Origin of the sequence: Bradyrhizobium sp. BRP56, from assembly GCF_020194035.1 — a bacterium.
GTDB classification, from domain to species: domain Bacteria; phylum Pseudomonadota; class Alphaproteobacteria; order Rhizobiales; family Xanthobacteraceae; genus Bradyrhizobium; species Bradyrhizobium australafricanum.
Map to the genome: position 1 here is coordinate 78,280 of NZ_JADYVV010000003.1, position 20,824 is coordinate 99,103.

23 protein-coding genes are annotated in these 20,824 nt (G+C 64.0%); 6 read left to right on the top strand and 17 right to left on the bottom strand.

The genetic code is table 11. From position 1 onward, the window contains the following. Position 1: 1 nt before the first annotated feature. Positions 2–613, bottom strand: coding sequence for a hypothetical protein (locus I6F38_RS03760; protein ID WP_225159105.1), 612 nt, complete (start codon positions 611–613; stop codon positions 2–4). 98 nt (positions 614–711) lie between these two features. Beyond that, entirely contained in the window at positions 712–1,398 is a 687-nt protein-coding gene (locus tag I6F38_RS03765; RefSeq protein WP_225159106.1) for a TetR/AcrR family transcriptional regulator, read from the bottom strand. Between the two features lie 79 nt (positions 1,399–1,477). Between I6F38_RS03765 and I6F38_RS03770 the strand changes: the two genes are divergently transcribed. Beyond that, complete coding sequence (locus I6F38_RS03770; protein WP_092088298.1) at positions 1,478–2,623, top strand: NAD(P)/FAD-dependent oxidoreductase; 1,146 nt, start codon at positions 1,478–1,480, stop codon at positions 2,621–2,623. A gap of 63 nt (positions 2,624–2,686) precedes the next feature. Here I6F38_RS03770 and I6F38_RS03775 read toward each other — a convergent pair whose 3' ends face one another. Beyond that, positions 2,687–4,306 (bottom strand): peptide chain release factor 3, encoded by a 1,620-nt coding sequence (locus I6F38_RS03775; protein ID WP_225159107.1) that lies wholly within the window; start codon positions 4,304–4,306, stop codon positions 2,687–2,689. 154 nt (positions 4,307–4,460) lie between these two features. Here I6F38_RS03775 and sugE point away from each other — a divergent pair, with 154 nt between their 5' ends. After that, positions 4,461–4,775 carry a quaternary ammonium compound efflux SMR transporter SugE gene (gene sugE / locus I6F38_RS03780; protein ID WP_016839884.1) on the top strand — a complete coding sequence of 105 codons (315 nt, stop codon included), beginning with the start codon at positions 4,461–4,463 and terminating at the stop codon, positions 4,773–4,775. 58 nt (positions 4,776–4,833) lie between these two features. Here sugE and I6F38_RS03785 read toward each other — a convergent pair whose 3' ends face one another. The 7 genes from I6F38_RS03785 to I6F38_RS03815 all read right to left on the bottom strand — a co-directional run bounded on the left by I6F38_RS03785 (position 4,834) and on the right by I6F38_RS03815 (position 11,388). Further along, positions 4,834–5,838 carry an inorganic phosphate transporter gene (locus tag I6F38_RS03785; protein ID WP_092088304.1) on the bottom strand — a complete coding sequence of 335 codons (1,005 nt, stop codon included), beginning with the start codon at positions 5,836–5,838 and terminating at the stop codon, positions 4,834–4,836. Between the two features lie 99 nt (positions 5,839–5,937). After that, on the bottom strand, positions 5,938–6,582 hold the full coding sequence (locus I6F38_RS03790; RefSeq protein ID WP_092088306.1) for a DUF47 domain-containing protein: 645 nt from the start codon (positions 6,580–6,582) through the stop codon (positions 5,938–5,940). Positions 6,583–6,728: 146 nt separating this feature from the next. Then, positions 6,729–7,697: a branched-chain amino acid ABC transporter permease gene (locus I6F38_RS03795; RefSeq protein WP_057019845.1), complete on the bottom strand. Its 969-nt coding sequence runs from the start codon at positions 7,695–7,697 to the stop codon at positions 6,729–6,731. A 1-nt stretch (position 7,698) separates the two neighbouring features. Then, positions 7,699–8,562 carry a branched-chain amino acid ABC transporter permease gene (locus I6F38_RS03800; protein ID WP_016839880.1) on the bottom strand — a complete coding sequence of 288 codons (864 nt, stop codon included), beginning with the start codon at positions 8,560–8,562 and terminating at the stop codon, positions 7,699–7,701. A 64-nt stretch (positions 8,563–8,626) separates the two neighbouring features. Then, positions 8,627–9,856: an ABC transporter substrate-binding protein gene (locus tag I6F38_RS03805; protein ID WP_057019844.1), complete on the bottom strand. Its 1,230-nt coding sequence runs from the start codon at positions 9,854–9,856 to the stop codon at positions 8,627–8,629. Positions 9,857–9,896: 40 nt separating this feature from the next. After that, positions 9,897–10,640: an ABC transporter ATP-binding protein gene (locus I6F38_RS03810; protein ID WP_016839878.1), complete on the bottom strand. Its 744-nt coding sequence runs from the start codon at positions 10,638–10,640 to the stop codon at positions 9,897–9,899. Beyond that, the gene (locus tag I6F38_RS03815; RefSeq protein WP_016839877.1) at positions 10,633–11,388 is read right to left on the bottom strand and encodes an ABC transporter ATP-binding protein; all 756 of its coding nucleotides are present in this window, start codon (positions 11,386–11,388) and stop codon (positions 10,633–10,635) included. Before I6F38_RS03815 ends, I6F38_RS03810 begins: the two co-directional genes overlap by 8 nt. Before the next feature lie 339 nt (positions 11,389–11,727). Here I6F38_RS03815 and I6F38_RS03820 point away from each other — a divergent pair, with 339 nt between their 5' ends. Both I6F38_RS03820 and I6F38_RS03825 read left to right on the top strand, forming a co-directional pair. Next, positions 11,728–11,889: a hypothetical protein gene (locus I6F38_RS03820; protein ID WP_225159108.1), complete on the top strand. Its 162-nt coding sequence runs from the start codon at positions 11,728–11,730 to the stop codon at positions 11,887–11,889. A 3-nt stretch (positions 11,890–11,892) separates the two neighbouring features. Then, positions 11,893–12,510, top strand: a complete 618-nt coding sequence (locus I6F38_RS03825; protein ID WP_225159109.1) for a hypothetical protein — start codon at positions 11,893–11,895, stop codon at positions 12,508–12,510. Positions 12,511–12,555: 45 nt separating this feature from the next. Here the strand turns inward: I6F38_RS03825 and I6F38_RS03830 are convergent, their stop codons facing one another. The 3 genes from I6F38_RS03830 to I6F38_RS03840 form a co-directional block, all read right to left on the bottom strand. Further along, positions 12,556–12,924 carry an ArsC family reductase gene (locus I6F38_RS03830; RefSeq protein WP_141713431.1) on the bottom strand — a complete coding sequence of 123 codons (369 nt, stop codon included), beginning with the start codon at positions 12,922–12,924 and terminating at the stop codon, positions 12,556–12,558. Between the two features lie 100 nt (positions 12,925–13,024). Further along, the gene (locus I6F38_RS03835) at positions 13,025–13,534 is read right to left on the bottom strand and encodes a cytochrome P460 family protein (RefSeq protein WP_225159110.1); all 510 of its coding nucleotides are present in this window, start codon (positions 13,532–13,534) and stop codon (positions 13,025–13,027) included. A gap of 20 nt (positions 13,535–13,554) precedes the next feature. Next, positions 13,555–14,595, bottom strand: a complete 1,041-nt coding sequence (locus I6F38_RS03840; protein WP_225159111.1) for an alpha/beta hydrolase — start codon at positions 14,593–14,595, stop codon at positions 13,555–13,557. A 164-nt stretch (positions 14,596–14,759) separates the two neighbouring features. Here I6F38_RS03840 and I6F38_RS03845 point away from each other — a divergent pair, with 164 nt between their 5' ends. Then, entirely contained in the window at positions 14,760–16,313 is a 1,554-nt protein-coding gene (locus I6F38_RS03845; RefSeq protein ID WP_225159112.1) for a winged helix-turn-helix domain-containing tetratricopeptide repeat protein, read from the top strand. Between the two features lie 36 nt (positions 16,314–16,349). Here I6F38_RS03845 and I6F38_RS03850 read toward each other — a convergent pair whose 3' ends face one another. The 4 genes from I6F38_RS03850 to I6F38_RS03865 form a co-directional block, all read right to left on the bottom strand. Beyond that, a complete protein-coding gene (locus tag I6F38_RS03850) occupies positions 16,350–17,114 on the bottom strand; it encodes a glucose 1-dehydrogenase (protein WP_225159113.1) in 765 nt (254 codons plus the stop codon). Positions 17,115–17,500: 386 nt separating this feature from the next. Continuing rightward, positions 17,501–17,896 (bottom strand): cupin domain-containing protein, encoded by a 396-nt coding sequence (locus tag I6F38_RS03855; protein WP_225159202.1) that lies wholly within the window; start codon positions 17,894–17,896, stop codon positions 17,501–17,503. A gap of 110 nt (positions 17,897–18,006) precedes the next feature. Next, the gene (locus I6F38_RS03860) at positions 18,007–18,801 is read right to left on the bottom strand and encodes a carboxymuconolactone decarboxylase family protein (protein WP_346657087.1); all 795 of its coding nucleotides are present in this window, start codon (positions 18,799–18,801) and stop codon (positions 18,007–18,009) included. An 82-nt stretch (positions 18,802–18,883) separates the two neighbouring features. Further along, entirely contained in the window at positions 18,884–19,651 is a 768-nt protein-coding gene (locus I6F38_RS03865) for an SDR family oxidoreductase (protein WP_225159114.1), read from the bottom strand. 237 nt (positions 19,652–19,888) lie between these two features. Here I6F38_RS03865 and I6F38_RS03870 point away from each other — a divergent pair, with 237 nt between their 5' ends. Further along, positions 19,889–20,785 carry a LysR family transcriptional regulator gene (locus I6F38_RS03870; protein WP_225159115.1) on the top strand — a complete coding sequence of 299 codons (897 nt, stop codon included), beginning with the start codon at positions 19,889–19,891 and terminating at the stop codon, positions 20,783–20,785. Positions 20,786–20,824: the final 39 nt, after the last annotated feature.

Consider the following 20,824-nt stretch of genomic DNA (forward strand, 5'->3'; position numbering starts at 1 on the left):
TTCACGGCTTGTTGGCCGATTTGGCCAGCTCCCGGTTGTCGACATAGCGGATCATGATCGGCCGGCCGGCCAGCGCGCCGCCCAATCCGCCGGTGAATTTCAGGGGCAGGCAGGCATCCAGCGAGGCGTTGATCGCATTGAGGTAGGTGGTGCGGGTGTCGGCCGGGATGCCCCGCGTCGAAAACGTCAGGCGCGGCGCGCCGATCATCTCGCCCGATCGTTTGAAGCTGAAACGCACCGACATCTGCATGCCCGCGCGCGCGTCGTCCGGCGGTGGCGGCGCCCAGCAGGCGCGCAGCGCGGCGAACAGATCGCCGATGGTATTGAGATCATGATCCGGCTTGCGGTACTTCTCGGCCTGATCCTGCGGTGGCACGGTCAGGATCGTGAGCTGGAGATTTTCGCCGTACGGATAATCCATCTCGGGCAGGCATGGCCCGTGGTTGAACACGCTGCAATAGGACGGGATGCAAGGCCCTTCGTCGAGCACGCTGCAAGGCGTGTGTGCGAAGGGCGCCGGGTTGGTTTGTTGCCGCTGCTGCGCAGAGGCCGCGCTCGCGAGCGCAAAGGCCGGCACGGCAAAAGCGAGGCAGATGGCGACGCGTCGGAGCATGCAGGCGGACCCGGATTGCACTCCGGAGAAAATGGGTCCGCGGCCGGACCGCATCAAGCGGGGCGGCGTTCAATTCCTCGCGCTTGTCATACTAAAACCTAGGTTCGGCCGGTTCGTGTCCCCTTGATACCGGCGAGGATGAGATCGATGCCGGCGAGATAGTCGACACGGTCGTCGTGGTCCCGCATCGCGTCGGCCACGCTGCGTGCAAACGGGTAGTCGCTTGCGTCGAGCGCGGACCAGTCGGTCGCCACCGCATCCAGGAAGCTCGATCGGTCCAGGCCATGCGTCCGCGCGAACTGCGCGTTCGCTGCGTTCTGGCCACCGACGCCAAGGATGTAGTTCAGCAGGACCGAGACGATCGTCCACTGCGTGTCGGCAGCCACGCCAAGCGCGCGAACCTGCTGGCCGATGCATTCCAGAACGCGCACGGTCGGCAACTGCCCGGCAGCACGGATCAGCGCTGTCCCGACCCACGCATGCGCCTCCATTGCGTCGAACATGCCGAGCGCAAGGGCGCGAATGGTGGCCTTCGGCGATCCGCTGACCACGTGCTCATCGACCATGCGCGCGACAATGGCATCGCAGGCGGCGACCAGCAGATCACTCTTGTTGGCGATATGCCAGTAGATCGCGCCGGGACCGGTCGCGAGCCGTTCGGACAGGGCGCGGAACGTCAGACCGTCCTCGCCGCTTTCGTCCAGGAGTTCGATCGAAGCCTCGATGATGCGATCCCGCGAGAGCGAGTCCTCGCGTCGCTGGCTGCTGCGCGCCTTCTTGACCATGCCGCACCTTGACACGTCTGGAACGGCATTCCAAGTATTGGAACGACGTTCCATAACTCTCAGCCCGGAAGGACTCCGTATGAAATCTCCCGTCACGATCGTCGGTGCCGGCCTCGGCGGCCTGACGCTTGCCCGCGTCCTCCACGTCCACGGGATCGCAGCGATCGTCTACGAAGCGGAAGCCTCCGCAGAGGCACGAACGCAGGGCGGCATGCTCGATATCCATGAGCACAACGGCCAACGCGCGCTGAAGGCCGCGGGCCTGTTTGAGGAGTTCCGCGAGTTGATCCACCCGGGCGGCCAGGAAACCCGCGCGCTCGATACCCAAGGCAATGTCCTGCTGCATCATCCGGACGACGGCACCGGCGGGCGGCCCGAGGTGCCGCGGGGCGAGCTGCGCCGGATCCTGCTCAATTCGTTGCCCGAAGGCACGGTGCGGTGGGGACACAAGGTCATAGCGGCCTCTCCGCTCGGCGGCGGGCGGCATGTATTGAGCTTTGCCGACGGCACGACGGTGACGACCGACCTTCTGGTCGGGGCCGACGGTGCCTGGTCGCGCGTGCGATCGCTTCTCTCCGCAGACAAGCCGACCTATGTCGGCACTTCGTTCATCGAGACATATCTGTTCGACGCCGATGTCCGTCACCGAGCGAGCGCGGAAGCGGTTGGCGGCGGCGCCATGTTCGCGCTGGCGCCGGGAAAGGGCATCGCCGCGCATCGTGAGCCGAACGGCGTGCTGCACACCTATGTGGCGCTGACCAAGCGTGAGGAATGGTTTGCCAACCTCGACTTCTCCAACCCTGCGAGCGCCCTCGCCCGCGTCGCCGAGGAATTCGATGGCTGGGCCCGGGCGCTGACCGCGCTGATCACCGATGGCGAGACGGCGCCGGTGCTGCGCCTCATCCATGCGCTTCCGGTCGCACATCAATGGGACCGCGTGCCCGGCGTCACGCTGCTCGGCGATGCCGCGCATCTGATGGTTCCATCGGGCGAAGGCGCCAATCTCGCAATGTACGACGGTGCCGAACTCGGCGCTGCGATCGCTGCCAACCCAGGTGACGTCGAGGCCGCGCTCGCCGCCTATGAAGAGGACCTGTTTCCCCGCAGCGCGTCCGAAGCGGCTGATGCGGAGGAGCTCCTCGAGTTGTGCTACGGCGCTAACGCGCCGCAGAGCCTGATCGACTTTTTCGGCAGTCACCTCCCCGCTGAGAACCGTAGCGAGTAACGGAGAAGCCGCGGCGTACCGGGTCCCCCGCCTTCCCGGGGGACGACACCGGAGCGAGCGCCACTACGACTTCTTCTTCACGTCCTTGACGTTGGAGAAGGTGATGCCCTCGGCGCGCTCGCGGGTGTAGCCAAGATAGAACTCGTTCTTGGCCATGAACACGGGATCGCCGTCGACGTCGTCGGCGATGCCGGAGTTGTTGGCGGAGATGAAGGCGTCAAGCTGCTTGCGGTCGTCGGACGAGATCCAGCGCGCCAGCGAGAACTCGGAGATCTCGAACTCGACCGGCAGCGAATATTCCGCATCGAGCCGCGCCTTCAGCACATCGAGCTGCAGCGGGCCGACCACGCCGACCAGCGCGGGCGCGCCGTCGCGCGGGCGGAACACCTGCACGACGCCCTCCTCCGACATCTGCTGCAAGGCTTCCTTCAGCTTCTTCGCCTTCATCGCGTCGGTCAGCCGGACGCGGCGGACGATTTCCGGCGCGAAGCTCGGCACGCCGACGAAGGTCAGATCCTCGCCCTCAGTGAGGGTGTCGCCGATCCTGAGCGTGCCGTGGTTGGGAATGCCGACGACGTCACCGGCAAAGGCCTCGTCGGCGACCGAGCGGTCCTGCGCGAAAAAGAACTGAGGGCTCGACAGGCTCATGTTTTTGCCGGTGCGTACCAGCTTGGCCTTCATGCCGCGGCTGAGCTTGCCCGAGCACAGCCGGGCGAAGGCGATGCGGTCACGGTGGTTCGGATCCATGTTGGCCTGGATCTTGAACACGAATGCGCTCATGCGCGGCTCCGATGCCTCGACCTTGCGCAAATCCGAGTCCTGCGCGCGCGGCGCCGGCGCGAACTTGCCGAGGCCTTCGAGCAAATCGCCGACGCCGAAATTGCGCAGCGCGCTGCCGAAATAGACCGGCGTCAGGTGGCCCTCGCGGAACGCCGCGAGCTCGAACGGCTTGCAGGCTTCCGAGGCCAGCGCGAGCTCGTCCTTGACCTCGGCGACGTCGAGATTGGGATTGCGCTTGCCCAGATCGGCGATGTCGATCTGCTCGGTGGCGCCGGTCTTGGCGCCGCCGCCCTCGAGCAGCCGCACGCCGCCATTGATGACGTCATAGGTGCCGAGGAAGTCGCGGCCACGGCCGACCGGCCAGGTCATCGGCGTCGTGTCGAGCGCCAGCGTCTTCTCGATTTCGTCCAGAAGCTCGAACGTGTCGCGGCTCTCGCGGTCCATCTTGTTAATGAAGGTGATGATCGGGATGTCACGCAGCCGGCACACCTCGAACAGCTTTCGCGTGCGCGCCTCGATGCCTTTCGCGGCGTCGATCACCATGACGGCGGAGTCGACCGCGGTCAGCGTGCGATAGGTATCTTCCGAAAAGTCCTCGTGGCCCGGCGTGTCCAAGAGGTTGAACACGAGGTCGTTGAACTCGAAGGTCATCACCGAGGTGACGACCGAGATGCCGCGCTCGCGCTCGATCTTCATCCAGTCCGAGCGCGTGTTGCGCCGCTCGCCCTTGGCCTTGACCTGGCCCGCAAGGTTGATGGCGCCGCCGAACAGCAGCAGCTTTTCCGTCAGCGTGGTCTTGCCGGCATCCGGGTGCGAGATGATCGCAAAGGTGCGCCGTCGCGCCACTTCCTCAGAAAGCGGCGAGCGGGACGGCGATTCGGCTGAAACTGAAATGTCGGACATGGCGGGGCATTTGGCAGGGAAAACGGGCGCAATCAAGGGCGTTTTGTCGCAATGCGGAACGGCCGCACCATCCCCAAATAGGGCACCGGAAGGACGACCTTCTCCTCACCATACCATTCGCGGGGACGACCCTGCCTTATCTGGAGGGTTCGTGATGGCTTGGACCATTCTGTTCACCGCTGGCCTGCTCGAGATCGGCTGGGCGATCGGGCTGAAATATACCGAAGGTTTCTCGCGGCTGGTGCCGTCGGTGCTGACGCTGGCGGCGATGGCCGGCAGCGTGATCCTGCTCGGCCTCGCGCTGAAGACGCTGCCGATTGGAACCGCCTATGCGGTCTGGACCGGGATCGGCGCGGTCGGCACCGCGGCGCTCGGCATCATCCTGCTCGGTGAACCCGCGACCGCGATGCGGCTTGCCAGCATCGGACTGATCGTTGCCGGCATCGTCGGGCTGAAGCTGGTCGGCTGATTGCTCCTTCGAGACGCGTTTTCTTGACGCGAACCGGCTTCCACTTCGCTCGAAAACGCTACTTCAGAATCTGCACCGCCCAATAGCTCGCGGCTGCGACCGCGGCCGACGCCGGGATCGTGATCACCCAGGCGTAGACGATCGAGCTCGCCACATTCCAGCGCACGGCGGAAAGCCGCCGTGCGGCGCCGACGCCGACGATGGCGCCCGTGATGGTGTGCGTGGTCGATACGGGAACCCCGAGATAGGTCGCCATGAACAGCGTCACGGCGCCGCCGGTTTCGGCGCAGAAACCCTGCATCGGCGTCAGCTTGGTGATCCGCAGCCCCATGGTGCGGACGATCCGCCAGCCGCCCATCAGGGTACCCAGCGCCATCGCGCCCTGGCAGGCCAGCACCACCCAGAACGGAATTTCGAAGGTGTCGCCGAGATGGCCCTGCGAATAGAGCAGCACGGCGATGATGCCCATGGTCTTTTGCGCGTCGTTGCCGCCATGGCCGAGCGAATAGAGCGACGCCGAGGCGAATTGCAGGATGCGGAATGCGCGATCGACCGCGAACGGCGTCGAGCGCACCGAGAGCCAGGACACGATCGCGACCAGCACCAGCGCCAGCAGGAAGCCGACCAGCGGCGACAGCACGATCGCGAGCAAGGTCTTGGAGAGCCCGCTCCACACCGCCGCCGAAATGCCCGCCTTCGCCATGCCGGCGCCGACCAGGCCGCCGATCAGCGCGTGCGAGCTCGACGACGGAATGCCCAGCGCCCAGGTGATCACGTTCCAGACGATCGCGCCGACCAATGCTGCGAAGATCACGGTCGCATCCACCACCGACGGCTCGATGATCCCGGTGCCGATCGTGTTGGCAACGTGCAGGCCGAACACCAGGAACGCGACGAAGTTGAAGAACGCCGCCCAGAACACCGCATACTGCGGCCGCAGCACGCGGGTCGAGACGATGGTCGCGATCGAGTTCGCGGCATCGTGCAGGCCGTTCAGGAAATCGAACAGCAGCGCGACCGCGATCAGGATGGTCAGAATTGGAAGACCCAGCGTGGCGTCCATGTGATGCCCCGCTCTATTGTGCTTTGTTGAGCATGATCGCCGCGCAAACGCTTCGCGTTTGTCGCAGGGAAAACCGCATCACACTTTTCCGGATCATGCTCAGACTTGCTCGATCACGATCGAGTTGATCTCGTTGGCGACGTCGTCGAAACGATCGGCAACTTTCTCGAGATGGTCGTAGATCTCCGCGCCGACGATGTAGTCCATCGTGTTGGCGTCGCGGTGCTTCAGGAACAGCTCCTTGAGCCCGATATCCTGGAGATCGTCGACCCGGCCCTCGAGCTTGGTCAGTTCCTCGGTGATCTGGGTCAGCATCGAGACGTTGTGGCCGATCGACTGCAACAGGGGCAGCGCGCGGCCGACCAGATTGGCGCATTCGACGATCAGGCCGCCCATCTCGCGCATCGGCGGCTCGAACTCGCGCACCTCGAACAGCATGACCGCCTTTGCGGTCGCCTGCATCTGGTCGACCGCGTCGTCCATCGAGGTGATCAGGTTCTTGATATCGCCACGATCGAACGGGGTGATGAAGGTGCGGCGAACCGCGGTCAGGACCTCGCGGGTGACGCTATCGGCGTCGTTCTCGAACTGATTGACGCGCTGGCAAAAGACCGGAGTCTCCTCCCCGCCCTTCAGCATGTCCTGCAACGCCAATGCGCATTGCACGGAGGTCTGGGCGTGTCGGGCGAACAGGTCGAAAAACCGCTCTTCCTTGGGCAGGAAGGCGCGAAACCAGCGCAGCATGTCTCAGTTCCATCATTCCGGGACAGCCCTTTTAGCGACTGTCACAGAACTGTCATAGAGCATCTGGCGGGGAAAAAACCTGAAACGACCGCCCACACGGGCGGTCGTCCACCACTAAAGTCGGCCGAAAATCGCCGAGACCTACCCTACAGCGACCGCCGCAACAAATGGGCCAGCTCACCGACCAGGCCGCGCCGGAACAGCAGCACGCAGGCCACGAAGATCACCCCCTGGATCACCGTCACCCACTGGCCGAAACCGGCGAGATATTGCTGCATGGCGATGATCACGAAGGCGCCGACCACCGGGCCGAAGATGGTGCCGAGACCGCCGACCAGCGTCATCAGCACGATTTCACCGGACATCGACCAGTGCACGTCGGTGAGCGAGGCATTCTGCGCCACGAACACCTTCAGCGAGCCGGCAAAGCCCGCCAGCGTGCCCGACAGGATGAAGGCGAGCAGCTTGTACTGGTCGGTCTTGTAGCCGAGCGAGATCGCCCGCGGCTCGTTCTCGCGGATCGACTTCAGCACCTCGCCGAACGGCGAGTTGATGGTGCGGTAGATCAGCAGGAAGCCGGCGAGGAAGCCGACCAGCACGACATAGTAAAGCACCAGCGGCTTCGAGAGATCGAAGATGCCGAGCAGGTGGCCTTGCGGAATGCCCTGGATGCCGTCTTCACCATGGGTGAACGGCGCCTGCAAATAGAGGAAGTAAAGCAGCTGCGACAGCGCCAGCGTGATCATCGAGAAATAGATGCCCTGCCGCTTGATCGAGATGTAGCCGGTGACCAGGCCGAGCAAGGCCGCGGCCGCGGTGCCGACCAGGATGCCGAGCTCCGGCGTCAGCCCCCACACCTTCAGCGCGTGGGCCGAGACGTAGCCGGCGGTGCCGAGGAACATCGCGTGGCCGAACGACAGCAGGCCGCCATAGCCGATCAGGAGGTTGAAGGCGCAGGCGAGCAGCGCGAAGCACAGCGCCTGCATGACGAAGAACGGATAGATCCCCGTCCACGGCACGATCGCCAGCAGCAGCGCCATCGCGGCGAATACGATCATCTCGTCGCGCATCGCGCGCGGCGTGATCGGAAGTGTATCGTCGGTCAATGCTGACATATCAAGCCGCCCGTCCCGTCAGTCCCGTTGGCTTCACCAGCAACACCACCACCATCAGGACAAACACCACGGTGTTGGAGGCCTCGGGATAAAAATACTTGGTCAGTCCCTCGATCACGCCGAGCGCGAAGCCGGTGATGATCGAGCCCATGATCGAGCCCATGCCGCCGATCACGACCACCGCGAACACCACGATGATGAGATCGGCGCCCATCAGCGGGCGGACCTGGTTGATCGGCGCCGACAGCACGCCGGCGAGTGCGGCAAGACCCACGCCGAGCCCGTAGGTCAGCGTGATCATGCGCGGAACGTTGATGCCGAACGCGCGCACCAGCGTCGGGTTCTCGGTCGCGGCGCGCAGGTAGGCGCCGAGCTGCGTCTTCTCGATCAGGAACCAGGTGGCAAGGCACACCACGAGCGAGAAGATGACGACCCAGCCGCGATAGATCGGCAGGAACATGAAGCCGAGATTGACGCCGCCCTTGAGCTGATCCGGGATCGAGTAAGGCAGGCCCGAGGAGCCGAAATAGTTCTGGAACACGCCCTGCACGATCAGCGCGATGCCGAAGGTCAGCAGCAGTCCGTAGAGATGATCGAGGCCGGTCAGCCATTGCAGCATGGTCCGCTCGAGGATCATGCCGAAGATGCCGACCACGACGGGTGCGATGATCAGCGCCCACCAGTAATTGATGCCGCCCAGGTTGAGCAGGAAATACGCCACGAAGGCGCCCATCATGTAGAGCGCGCCATGCGCGAAATTGATGATGTTGAGCATGCCGAAGATGACGGCGAGCCCCAGACTGAGCAGCGCGTAGAACGAGCCGTTGATCAGTCCCACCAGAAGCTGTGCGTAGAGAGCCTGCATCGAATGAGCTTTCGCTAGATAGATGAAGCCCGCCGGCCACGCGCATGGCCGGCGGGCATGATCGTCACTTCTTCAGAAGCGCGCAGGCGCTCTTGTCGAGCGGCGTGAAGGCCTGGTTGCCCGGCACGGTGCCGACCAGCTTGTAGAAGTCCCACGGTCCCTTGGACTCCGAGGGCTTCTTCACTTCGAACAGATAGGCGTCGTGGGTGACGCGGCCGTTGGCCTCGACCTCGCCCTTGCCGAACAGCGGATCGTCGGTCGGGATCGTCTTCATCTTCGCGACCACCTTGGCGCCGTCATGCGGATTGCCGCCGAGCGCTTCCAGCGCCTTGAAGTAATGCATGAGACCCGCATAGACGCCGGCCTGCACCATGGTCGGGGGCGCGCTGTTCTTCATCCGCTCCGAGAAGCGCTTGGAGAAGGCACGGGTCTTGTCGTTGAGGTCCCAGTAGAACGTCTCAGTGAAGTTGAGGCCCTGCGCGGTCTCGAGCCCGATCGCCTTGACGTCGGTGAGGAACAGCAGCAGCGCCGCGAGCTTCTGGCCACCCTTGACGATGCCGAACTCGGCCGCCTGCTTGATCGAGTTGGTGGTGTCGCCGCCGGCATTGGCGAGACCAATGATCTTGGCCTTGGAGGCCTGCGCCTGCAGCAGGAAGGAGGAGAAGTCGGCGGTGTTGAGCGGATGCTTGACGCCGCCGACCACCTTGCCGCCATTGGCGGTGACGACGGACGTGGTGTCGCGCTCGAGCGCGGCGCCGAACGCGTAATCCGCGGTGAGGAAGAACCAGGTGTCCCCGCCCGCCTTCACCAGCGCCTGGCCGGTGGCATGGGCGAGCATGTAGGTGTCGTAGGTCCAGTGCACGGTATTCGGCGAGCACTGCGCGTTGGTGAGATCCGAAGTGGCGGCGCCCGAATTGATGTAGACGCCGTTCTTTTCCTTCACGACGTTGTTGACCGCGAGCGCGACGCCGGAATTCGGCACGTCGACGATGGTGTCGACCTTGTCGACGTCGAACCACTGGCGGGCGATGGTGGTGCCGATATCGGGCTTGTTCTGGTGATCGCCGGAGATCAGGTCGATGGTCCAGCCCTTGGCCTTGAGGCCGGAGTCCTCGATCGCCATCTGCGCCGCCAGCGTCGAGCCGGGGCCGGCGAGATCCGCGTAGAGGCCGGACTGATCCGACAGCGCGCCGATCTTGACCGTCTTGTCGAGCTTCTCCTGGGCGGAGGCGACGCTTGCGGCGGACAGCACCATCGCGGTGCCGAGCAAGAGCGCCGAAATCTTGTTCTTCATGTCGTATTCCCTCGTCCTAAATTTTCTGGTTCTGGCGATATCAGACGCCGAGATAGGTATGGAGCTTGTCCATGTTGGCCGACAGCTCGGAATTCGCGAAGCCGTCGATCACCTTGCCGTGCTCGACAATGTAGTAGCGGTCCGCAACGGTCGAGGCGAAACGGAAATTCTGCTCGACCAACAGGATGGTGAATCCCTGCGACTTCAGGCGCGCAATGGTGTGCCCGATCTGCTGGATGATGACCGGCGCCAACCCTTCGGTCGGCTCGTCCAGCATCAGGAAGCGCGCGCCGGTGCGCAGGATGCGCGCGATCGCCAGCATCTGCTGCTCGCCGCCCGAGAGCTTGGTGCCCTGGCTGGTGAGGCGCTCCTTCAGGTTGGGAAACAGCGTGAAGATCTGGTCGAGCGGCAGGCCGCCCGGCCGCACCACCGGCGGCAGCAGCAGGTTCTCGCGCACGTCGAGGCTGGCGAAAATGCCGCGCTCCTCGGGACAGAATGCGATGCCGAGCCGCGCGATTTTGTCCGAGGTAGCGCGGATGATTTCCTGATTGTCGAAGCGGATCGAGCCGGAGCGCTTGCCGATCACGCCCATCACCGACTTCAACGTCGTGGTCTTGCCGGCGCCGTTGCGGCCGAGCAGCGTCACCACCTCGCCGGCCTTCACGTTGAAATTGATGCCGTGAAGGATGTGGGATTCGCCGTACCAGGCCTGCAGATCCTTGACCGTCAGCACGTCGGCGCCGGCCGCAGCGACGGGCTTCTCCGCCAGTTTTGCCTCAGCCATGACCCGCTCCCAGATAGGCTTCCTTCACGCGCTCGTCCTTGGAGAGGTCGGCGTAGTTGCCCTCCGCAAGCACCTGCCCGCGCGTCAGCACGGTGATGATGTCGGAGAGGTTGGCCACCACCGAGAGGTTATGTTCGACCATCAGGATGGTGTATTTCGCGGAGATCCGCTTGATCAGCGCCGCGATCTTGTCGATGTCCTCGTGGCCCATGCCGGCCATCGGCTCGTCGAGCAGCATCATCTCGGGGTCGAGCGCGAGCGTCGTTGCAATTTCAAGTGCGCGCTTGCGGCCGTACGGCATCTCGACCGCCGGCGTGTTGGCGAATTCGCTCAAGCCGACGTCGTTCAGGAGCTCGTGGGCGCGCGGATTGAAGCGGTCGAGCACGCTTTTCGAGCGCCAGAAATCGAACGACGAACCGTGCTGCCGTTGCAGCGCCACGCGAACGTTCTCGAGCGCGGTCAGATGCGGAAATACCGCCGAAATCTGAAACGAACGGACCAGCCCGAGCCGCGCAACGTCGGCCGGCGGCATCGCGGTGATGTCGTGGCCCTTGTAGCGAATCTGGCCTGCCGACGGCTTCAGGAATTTGGTCAGCAGATTGAAACAGGTCGTCTTGCCGGCGCCGTTCGGCCCGATCAATGCATGGATACTGCCCCGACGCACTTTCAACGCGACGTCGCGAACGGCGAAGAAACCCGCGAATTCCTTGGTCAATCCGCTGGTTTCGAGGATGAACTCATCGGCCAAATAGATTCCCCCATACGCCATCGCTGCGAAGCCCCTCGCCCGCGTGGCCAGCTTTTTTCGTGTCCGACAGGCGTCCGATACGTCTTGGAAACCGTCCGGGGCCCGTCGCCTCCGGGCCGGAATATGCCGTCATCTGCGGCGGTTACGCAAGGTGGAAAGCTGTGCACTGCGGCATCCGCGTGACCGGTTCCGGTTGATCCTTAGTCGAATGGCATTTCGGTGCGCTTTGCGCCTCGGGAAAGCGGTCGTTAACGGTGTTTTGCTCCGGACTCCCACTTTCATAGAATATTTGCGCCTCTCGCCGAAGCTCCGGCCATTGCATGATGAACGGCTAGAGCCTTGCATTTCGAGCGCGCCAATCCTTCAGTCGTCAAATCGATCCCGCAACGTGATTTCCTCGGCACGTGGCTGCGACTTTATGCCCGCAGCCAAACCATCCCGCAGATCGATGAACTTGTCCCTGGCCGCATCCCGTCCGGGGATGTGCCTGAGTTCGGCTAGCCGATGCAATTCCGAAGCGCCGATCCATCGGTGGTCAAATCGATCACGCAGCGGGTGCTGCTGAACGCCTGGCTGCGCGCGCTGCGTATGCCGGACGCGCTTCCCCTGCTGTGCGACTTCCACACCGAGGGCACCGCCGACGAGCGCGCCGACATGATGAGCTTTGACGTCGAGGGCAGCGGCGACGCCGCCCGCTTCCTGATCACGCAGGAAGGCGCGCGGCTGACGACCGCCTATGGCAACGAGCACGTCGATCCGCGGCTGCGCACCAACCGCTATCTTGACGATGCGATCGGACCCGAGCGCTACGCGGGGGTCATCCTGTCCTATCGTGCTTGCCTCGCGCGCAAGCGTCCGACCTATACGGTTGCGGAGGTCACGGACGCCGACGGCAAGGACGTGTCCTATGAGCGGCTGCTGCTGCCGTTCGGACGCGGCGACAGCGTCGAGCACATCATCGGCTCCTACAAGGCGATCAGCATCGACGGCGGCTTCCGGCTGCACAATCTGATGGGCGTGGCGGCGAAGTCGGCCCCGGTGGTCACGGAGCGGGCCGTGATCGACCGCAGGTTCGTGCCCACAGATGGTCCGGCGAGCCATGAATCAGTCGAGCTGATCTAGACTCGTCACTTCTCGCGAAGCGCTCACCCCATCACTGGAAGCGCCTCACCCCTTCTTGCGCACCTTCGCCGGCACTTCCTTGGCATAGATATCCGGCTTGAACCCGACGACGCGCTTGCCCCCGAGATCGAGCACCGGCCGCTTGATCATCGAGGGCTGCTCGGCCATCAGCGCCAGCGCCTTGCGCTCGTTCAACCCTTCCTTGTCGGCATCGGGCAGCTTCTTGAAGGTCGTGCCGGCGCGGTTGAGCAGCGTCTCCCAGCCGACCTCGTCGCTCCACTGCTTGAGCTTGTCCTTGGCGATCCCGGCGGTCTTGTAGTCGTGGAAGTCGTAGGCGACGCCGTGATCGTCGAGCCAGGCCCGCGCCTTCTTCATGGTGTCGCAGTTCTTGATGCCGTAGATGGTGATGGTCAAAGCCGTTCCCCGCATGCGATTGCGGCGGGGAAATTAGCCTCACGGCAATCCCGGCGCCAGATCGGAGCCGTCAGGTCTCCACACCGATGTTTGCCGGCGTTCAATGCGCGTAATGGGTAAAGGCGAAATCGTGATCGCTGGCGTGCGCCTCGTGGCAGGCGAAACAGGTCTCGTGCTGGGCGGCATCGACCGGCTTGCCGTCGATGAAACGGCCAAACCCCCAACCGCCGGTCGATGCATACTTCGCGGAGTCCTTGACCATGACCTGCACCGTGGTCGCGGGCCCCGTGATGAAGGCGCCGTCGAGGCCCGCAACCGGCTTGCGCTTCCAGGCCAGCTTGACCAGCACGGTGCCGTCGGGGAAACGCGCGGCGCCGTCCTGATAGGCCTTCACGGCGGTCGCGTTGCCGAGCACGCTACGAAGCTCGTCGAGCCCGGTCTCCTCGCCGACCGCGATCAGCTTCCAGTCGCGATAGCCGCCCGGAATTTTCACGCCGAAGATCGGCGATGACAGTGCCGCATCGTCGGCGTGCCCAACGGCGAACGGCAATGACGCGCTGATGCAGGCTGCCGCGATCGCGGCAGCTGCCCATTTCACAACCTGTCTCATGATCCGCGATCCGCTCCGTCTCAGACCTTGCTGACGTCGATGATGGCCTGGACGAAGGCCTGCGGCGCTTCCTGCGGCAGATTGTGGCCGATACCGCCGGTCAGGAGCCGATGCTCATAGTGGCCGGAGAATTTCTTGGCATAGGCCGCGGGCTCGGGATGCGGCGCGCCGTTGGCATCGCCCTCCATCGTGATGGTCGGGATCGCGATGACAGGCGCCTGGGCGAGCGTCTTCTCGAACGCGTCGTACTTCGCCTCGCCCTCGGCGAGACCAAGCCGCCAGCGGTAATTGTGGATCACGATATCGACGTGATCAGGATTCTCGAAGGCCGCCGCGCTGCGGTCGTAGGTGGCGTCGTCGAACTTCCACTGCGGCGACGCCAGCTGCCAGATCAGCTTGTTGAAATCGTGCCGGTTCTTGGCATAGCCCTCGCGGCCGCGCTCGGTCGCGAAATAGAACTGGTACCACCATTGCAGCTCGGCCTTCGGCGGCAGCGGCATCTTGCCGGCCGCCTGGCTGCCGATCAAATAGCCGCTCACCGACACCATGGCCTTGCAGCGCTCGGGCCAGAGCACCGCCATGATGTTGGCGGTGCGCGCGCCCCAATCATAGCCGCCGAGCACGGCCTTCTCGATCTTCAACGCGTCCATCAGCGCGATGATGTCGGCTGAGACCGCGACCGGCTGGCCGCTGCGCATGGTGTCGCTGGAGAGGAAGCGCGTCGTGCCATAGCCGCGCAGATGCGGCACGATCACGCGGTAGCCGGCCTCGGCCAGCGCCGGCGCGACGTCGGCATAGCTGTGGATGTCGTAGGGCCAGCCGTGCAACAGGATCACCGCGGGACCGGACGCAGGACCCATCTCGACATAACCTGTATCAAGCACGCCGGCATTGATCTGCTTGACGGGACCGATCGAGGTGTGGGCGCCAGCCTTTATCGCAGGCAGCGCCGGTTTGGACTGGGCCTGAGCCGAACCGATGAAGCCGAGCCTGGAGGCGGCAAGGATCCCGCCGGCGATGCCAAGGAAGCGGCGGCGCTGCTGATTGATGGACTGCGACATGGCGATCTCCTTAAGTTTGGTGTCGGAATTGAATATTGCAGAGACCGCCCCCGTCCGCTTTCAGAGGACGTGGATTTGTCCTTCAGACCGTCGTGATTTTGGCTCCACGCCGCCTGTGCTAGGTTCCGCCACGCATTCAGCTGCCGGCCACCGGACCTTCCAATTTGACCTACTACTTCAATGACTTCACCCTCGATTCCGAACGCCGGGAACTGCGCCGTGGCGATGCTCTGGTGGCCGTCGAGCCGCAGGTCTTCGACCTCCTCGAATTCCTGATCCGCGCCCGCGATCGGGTGGTCAGCCGCGACGAGGTGCTGGCCGCCGTCTGGCACGGCCGGATCGTCTCGGAAGCGACGCTGAGCAGCCGGGTCAATGCGGCGCGGACGGCGATCGGCGACAATGGCGAGGAGCAGCGGCTGATCCGCACTCTGCCCCGCAAGGGTCTCCGCTTTGTCGGCGATGTCAGGGAGGACACCGCGCACGATCGTCCGGTTGCAGACAATGCCAGCCCGCCGCGGCCGAGCGAGGGCCCGTCGATCGCGGTGCTGCCCTTCACCAATATGAGCGGCGATCCCGAACAGGATTATTTCGCCGACGGCATCGCCGAGGATATTACCACCGCGCTCGCACGTTGCAGCCGGCTTACGGTGATCGCGCGCAACTCCGCCTTCACCTACAAGGGCAAGGCGGTCGACATCCGCCAGGTCGGGCGCGATCTCGGCGTCGGCTATGTGCTCGAAGGCAGCGTCCGCCGCGGCGGCGATCGGTTGCGGATCACCGGGCAGCTGATCGACGCCGTCTCCGGCGCGCATCTGTGGGCCGACCGCTTCGACGGCGCGGCCGCCGACGTGTTCGACCTGCAGGACCGCATCACCGAGAACGTGGTCGGCGCGATTGAGCCGACCCTGCTCGTCGCGGAAGCCGAGCGGCTGCGGGCAGCGCCGCCCGACAGGCTCGACGCCTACGACCTGCTGCTGCGCGCCTACAGCCTGCGTTACAAGTTCACGCCCGAGAGCATGGAAGCGGCACTCGATTGCCTCGACCAGGCGCTGGCGCTCGACCCCGCCTACGCGCCCGCGCTGGCGGCCTCCGCCTATTGTCATGCGATGCGCCATGTCCAGGGCTGGGTGAAGCCGAACGATGCCTACCACGAACGCGCGATCGCGCAGGCCTGGCGCGCGGTCGAGCTGGCGCCCGGTGACCCGCAGGTGTTGTGGATGGCGGCGTTCGCGATCTGGAACATGGCCGACGAGATCGAGCCCGCGCGCGACCTGTTCGAGCGTTCGCTTGCGATCAATCCGAACTCGGCGATGGCGCTCGTGCTCGGCGGCTGGATCGAGGCGATGCGCGGCAATCAGAAAGCCGGCCGCGCCATGATCGAGCGCGCGCAACGGCTGAACCCGCGCGACCCGCGCGGCTGGTTCGCCGCCGCGGCGCTGGCGATCTGCGCAGTGCTCGACCGGAATTTTGCCGAAGCAGTGATGTGGGCCGACAAGGCGCTGGCGCAGAACCGCCGCTTCGCGGTGGCGCTGCGCGTCTTGATCGTGGCGCTGGTGAAGACCGGCGACAACGCGCGCGCGGCCCAGATCGCGCGCGAATTGCTCAAGGTCGACCCGGAGTTCACGATCTCCGGCTTCCTGTCGCGGATCCCCTTCCCGGTGGAAGCGATGTCCGCGATCTACCGTGAGACGCTGAAGGCAGCCGGCGTCCCGGATTGACGCCGCTCTGCCGGCGCGACGTCATTCACCCGCTGGTTAAGCCAAAATACCTCCATCGACCACCAAGGCATGGCCGACCACAAAGCTTGCCGCCGAGCCGCATAACCATAGAACAGCGGCAGCGATTTCTTCAGGTTCGCCGAGGCGTCCGATTGGTTCGGCTGCTACGAACGCCTTGACGATCTCTGGATCGTTGTTCTTTGTTACCCGCTTCGCCATCGGCGTATTGCCGATAATGCCCGGGCATACTGCGTTGATACGAATGCCCTTCCCGGCATAATCGAGTGCGGAGGCGCGGGTGAGACCTATCACCCCGAATTTGCTGGCGGAATAGGCGGCGCGCCCTTTGGAGCCCCTCATCCCGCCGATCGACGAGCAGTTGACGATTGCGCCGCTTCCTTGTGCGGTCATGTGGCGAAGCTCCGCCTTCATGCAGTTCCACACACCGCGCAGATTGACATCGATGATGTTGTCAAACTCGGCATCTTCCGTTTCAACCAATGGCGCAGCATCGCAGTTTATGCCCGCATTGTTGAAAGCTGCATCGAGCTTCCCGTAAGTCTCGATCGCCTGCTCGATCATTGCGTTCACCTGGCCCCGATCCGTTACATCGCAGCCGATGGCAAGGACGTCATGACCCGCGGATCGCAGTTCAGCAGCGGCAGTTTCGAGCAACGATGTATTGCTGTCTGCAACGACCACGGACGCGCCTGCAACGCCAAACGCCCTAGCTGTCGCCAGACCAATGCCACCAGCGGCGCCGGTAACAAGCGCAACCTTTCCTTCGAAGCTCTCTACCATTGCTGACCTTTCAAAATGCTGGATCTCGTCGAATAGGCGGCGCTGCTCAGAGTGACGGAATTGGCTTACTCAGCTTGCTCAGTGTCATCACCCGCGCATGCGGGTGATCCGGTATTCCTGAGACGCCGATTGTTGAGCCGAGAGGCTGCCGCGTACTGGATCGCCCGGTCCCTGCTTTCGCAGGGACGACGGTGAGGATGAGTCGCAATTCAAGATGTCACACCCGCGGTGTCATCGCCCGGCCCGGCGACGACAACGGTGGGTGAGGACAAAGCTTCGCATCCTCTCAGAGTCCGTCCGCAGTGTGCCTTCGGGAGCGACGCGAGGACGTCCGCGTCACATCGGCGGAGGCGTCGATCATTTCGTCTTTGCGCTGAGCCCTCAACTCACCTTCGATACTGCTCATCGGAAACCTTCTCCATCCAATCCACGTTCTTGCCATTCACTGATTCCTGGATGGCGATATGCGTCATTGCGGTGGTAGTCGAAGCGCCGTGCCAGTGCTTCAGCCCGGGCGGAAACCACACGACGTCGCCTGGACGGACCTCCTCGACGGGCCCGCCCTCGCGCTGCACCCAGCCGAGCCCCGCCGTGATGATCAGCGTTTGCCCGAGCGGATGCGTGTGCCAGGCGGTCCGGGCGCCGGGCTCGAACGTGACTTGGCCGGCGCCGACGCGTGCGGGATCCGGAGCTTGGAACAGAGGGTCGATGCGGACCGATCCGGTGAACCAGTCCGCAGACCCCTGGGCGGCGGGACGTGAGCCGTTTCGTTTGATGTCGATATCCATATCCGAACTCCTTCGCTGCACGTTCGAGGTTTCCGCGGTGGCGCTCGTCGCGGCGAATGCAGCAAACGCTGCGGTGGCGACGACGACTTGTCGACGTGAATACGTCATTGCGAGCGGGGCCTTTTCTCGATGACTTCCTTGACCACCGCTGCGGCCGAGAACGCGTTGGGCCAACCCGCATAGAAAGCGAGATGGCCGACGACCTCTCCGGCCTCCTCCCTTGTCAACCCGTTGTCCATCGCCCGGTTCAAATGATAGGTGACCTGGGCGACCTGGCCGGTCGCGACCAAGGCGCTGACGGTGACCAGGCTCCTGTCCCGCGGCGCGAGTCCCGGCCTCAGCCAGAGGTCTCGGAACAGCACATCGGTCGTGTACTGCACGAGGCTGGGCGTGATCTGTCCGAATTGCTGCCCGACGCGCGTGGCCCGCTGCGACTCCGCCGCCTCGTCCAGCGGAAGTTGTGGTCCGGAAGCCGACGGCAGTTGATCGGCTCCGATATTGCGGCTCTTGAACACGTCCTTTGTTGCCGGAACGGCGTCAATGGCGTTGGCCCAGCCGGTATAGAATGCAAGATGCGTGATGATCTCCGATATCTCAGCGGGCTTCACGCCGCTGTCGAGCGCGACATTGAGATAGTACGGCAGTTCGACCGTCTGATCGCGCGCGATCAGAGCGGCGACGGTAACGATGCTCCTGTCGCGCGCCGACAGTCCCGGGCGCTTCCAGAGATCGCCGAGCACGACGCCTTTGGCATATTTTTCGAGGACGGGCGCGACAGCGCGAATGTCTTCTGACGTAGGCATGACCTTGGCTCCTTCCATCCTGGTCGCCGCCGTCTGGGCAGAGGCCTGTGCCACCAGGCAAAGCGCAATGGCGACCGTCGCGAGGGCTCTCATCAGAAACTCCTTCTTGTTGAACGTGACCCCGCCCGGCTGAATCCGCGCAAAATGCCTAAGATCGGCATACCTCGCGGTATGGTCCTCAGTGCGCGGTGAAGCCGCCGTCGACCGGCAGCCCGACGCCGATGACAAAACTCGCGGCCGGACTGCATAGCCACAATACGGCTGCCGCGACCTCCTCGGCCCGGCCAAGGCGGCCGATTGGCTGCAGCTTCATGATTTCGGCCATCGCGTCGGCCTGGCCTTTGAGCATGTCGGCGACCATCGGCGTGTCGATTGTGCCGGGGCAGACCGCGTTGATGCGGATGCCGCGCGGGGCATATTCGACACCCGCGCTCTTGGTCATTCCGAGCACGGCATGTTTGGTGCCGTGATAGGCTGCCCGTTGCGGAAGGCCGACGAGACCGCCCAAAGAAGAGCAATTGACGATCGCACCGCTCCCCTGATCGCGCATCACGCGCAGCTCATGCTTCATGCAGGCCCAGACGCCCCGCTGGTTTACCGCGGTGACGCGCTCGAAATGCTCGATCGGCTCCTCGGCGGCGTCCGATGGCGGCACTTGGATGCCGGCGTTGTTGAACGCCATGTCGAGCCGTCCGTAATCTGCGACCGCGCGATCGACCATCGCCGCCACCTGCGCCTCTTCGGCGACGTCGCATGCCAAGCCGATTGCGGTGCCGCCGTCTCGGACGATCCTCTCCGCCTCCTTCGCGGCGAGATCGCCGTCAAGGTCGGCCAGCACGACGGAGGCGCCGCTCTCGGCGAACATCCGCGCCGTTGCCAGTCCCATGCCCTTGGCGGCACCGGTGACCAGGGCCACCTGTCCTTTGAAGTCATAGACGGGGTTCATTCAGCTCCTCATTTCATCTTGCAGGATCATTCGATCCGTTCGGTTGTCATGCCGGTTTCAGTGCCTCCGCCTCGAATGCTCCTCGGCCAGACACCGGGCACGCCCGCTCTCGTGACGAGTGCCATCGAATGGCGCTCCCTGCCGCCGCGCGTCGCGCCGACCAGGCTGAACCTAGATCTTTCGAACGTTAAAGATTAGGTGATAGAATCTGATTGGAATCATTATTGGAGGTTATGAATGAACCGCGAGAACGCAGGCGACCTCCTCGCATTTCTGGCGGTCGCGAGGGAACGCAGCTTCACCGGCGCGGGAGCCAAGCTCGGCATTTCGCAATCCGCTCTCAGCCAGACCGTCCGCGGCCTGGAGGAACGGCTCGGGGTGAGGCTGCTCAACCGCACCACGCGAAGCGTTGCGCCGACTCCGGCGGGAGAGCGCCTGCTCCGAAGCATCGGGCCGAAATTTGAGGAAATGGACGCCGAGCTGTCGGCCCTTGGCGAGTTGCGGGAGAAACCGGCCGGCAACATCCGGATCACGGCGACCGAACACGCCGCCGAAGCGATCCTGCTGCCCGCCCTGGCGAAGATCCTGCCGAATTACCCGGACATCAGTGTCGAAGTCATTGTCGACTACGGCCTGGCGAACATCGTCGCGGAGCGATACGACGCCGGCATCCGACCTGGCGAACTCGTCGCCAAGGACATGATTGCCGTTCGAGTCGGACCGGATTTGCGGTCGGCGGTCGTGGGCGCTCCGTCATATTTTGCCAGCCGAAAGAGGCCGCGCACGCCCCAGGATCTGACCAGCCACAACTGCCTGAACCTGCGCCTGCCGACCCATGGCGGGCTCTACGCTTGGGAATTCGAGAAGGACGGCCGTGCGCTCAACGTGCGGGTCGACGGCCAGCTCGTCTTCAACGGCGCAGGACCGCTCTTGCAAGCGGCGTTGAACGGCTTTGGCCTCGCATACCTGATGGAGCGTAACGTGCAGCCCTACATCTCCGACGGACGGCTCGTTCGGGTACTGTCGGATTGGTGTCCTCCATTTTCCGGATACCACCTGTACTACCCTAGCCGTCGTCAACCTTCACCGGCATTCTCGCTGCTGGTTGAAGCTCTTCGGTATCGAGGGAAGTAGGCGGCACTTCTGCTTCTGGCCCTTCGGCGATCTCGTAAG

Coding starts and splice junctions, on each gene's coding strand:
- I6F38_RS03785 (WP_092088304.1), bottom strand. CDS start 5,838: ATGGACGCCACGCTGGGTCTTCCAATTCTGACCATCCTGATCGCGGTC.
- I6F38_RS03810 (WP_016839878.1), bottom strand. CDS start 10,640: ATGGCTGAGGCAAAACTGGCGGAGAAGCCCGTCGCTGCGGCCGGCGCC.
- I6F38_RS03850 (WP_225159113.1), bottom strand. CDS start 17,114: ATGGTAGAGAGCTTCGAAGGAAAGGTTGCGCTTGTTACCGGCGCCGCT.
- I6F38_RS03800 (WP_016839880.1), bottom strand. CDS start 8,562: ATGCAGGCTCTCTACGCACAGCTTCTGGTGGGACTGATCAACGGCTCG.
- sugE (WP_016839884.1), top strand. CDS start 4,461: ATGGCTTGGACCATTCTGTTCACCGCTGGCCTGCTCGAGATCGGCTGG.
- I6F38_RS03790 (WP_092088306.1), bottom strand. CDS start 6,582: ATGCTGCGCTGGTTTCGCGCCTTCCTGCCCAAGGAAGAGCGGTTTTTC.
- I6F38_RS03805 (WP_057019844.1), bottom strand. CDS start 9,856: ATGAAGAACAAGATTTCGGCGCTCTTGCTCGGCACCGCGATGGTGCTG.
- I6F38_RS03870 (WP_225159115.1), top strand. CDS start 19,889: ATGAACCGCGAGAACGCAGGCGACCTCCTCGCATTTCTGGCGGTCGCG.
- I6F38_RS03775 (WP_225159107.1), bottom strand. CDS start 4,306: ATGTCCGACATTTCAGTTTCAGCCGAATCGCCGTCCCGCTCGCCGCTT.
- I6F38_RS03835 (WP_225159110.1), bottom strand. CDS start 13,534: ATGAGACAGGTTGTGAAATGGGCAGCTGCCGCGATCGCGGCAGCCTGC.
- I6F38_RS03765 (WP_225159106.1), bottom strand. CDS start 1,398: ATGGTCAAGAAGGCGCGCAGCAGCCAGCGACGCGAGGACTCGCTCTCG.
- I6F38_RS03865 (WP_225159114.1), bottom strand. CDS start 19,651: ATGAACCCCGTCTATGACTTCAAAGGACAGGTGGCCCTGGTCACCGGT.
- I6F38_RS03770 (WP_092088298.1), top strand. CDS start 1,478: ATGAAATCTCCCGTCACGATCGTCGGTGCCGGCCTCGGCGGCCTGACG.
- I6F38_RS03760 (WP_225159105.1), bottom strand. CDS start 613: ATGCTCCGACGCGTCGCCATCTGCCTCGCTTTTGCCGTGCCGGCCTTT.
- I6F38_RS03795 (WP_057019845.1), bottom strand. CDS start 7,697: ATGTCAGCATTGACCGACGATACACTTCCGATCACGCCGCGCGCGATG.
- I6F38_RS03840 (WP_225159111.1), bottom strand. CDS start 14,595: ATGTCGCAGTCCATCAATCAGCAGCGCCGCCGCTTCCTTGGCATCGCC.
- I6F38_RS03825 (WP_225159109.1), top strand. CDS start 11,893: ATGCAATTCCGAAGCGCCGATCCATCGGTGGTCAAATCGATCACGCAG.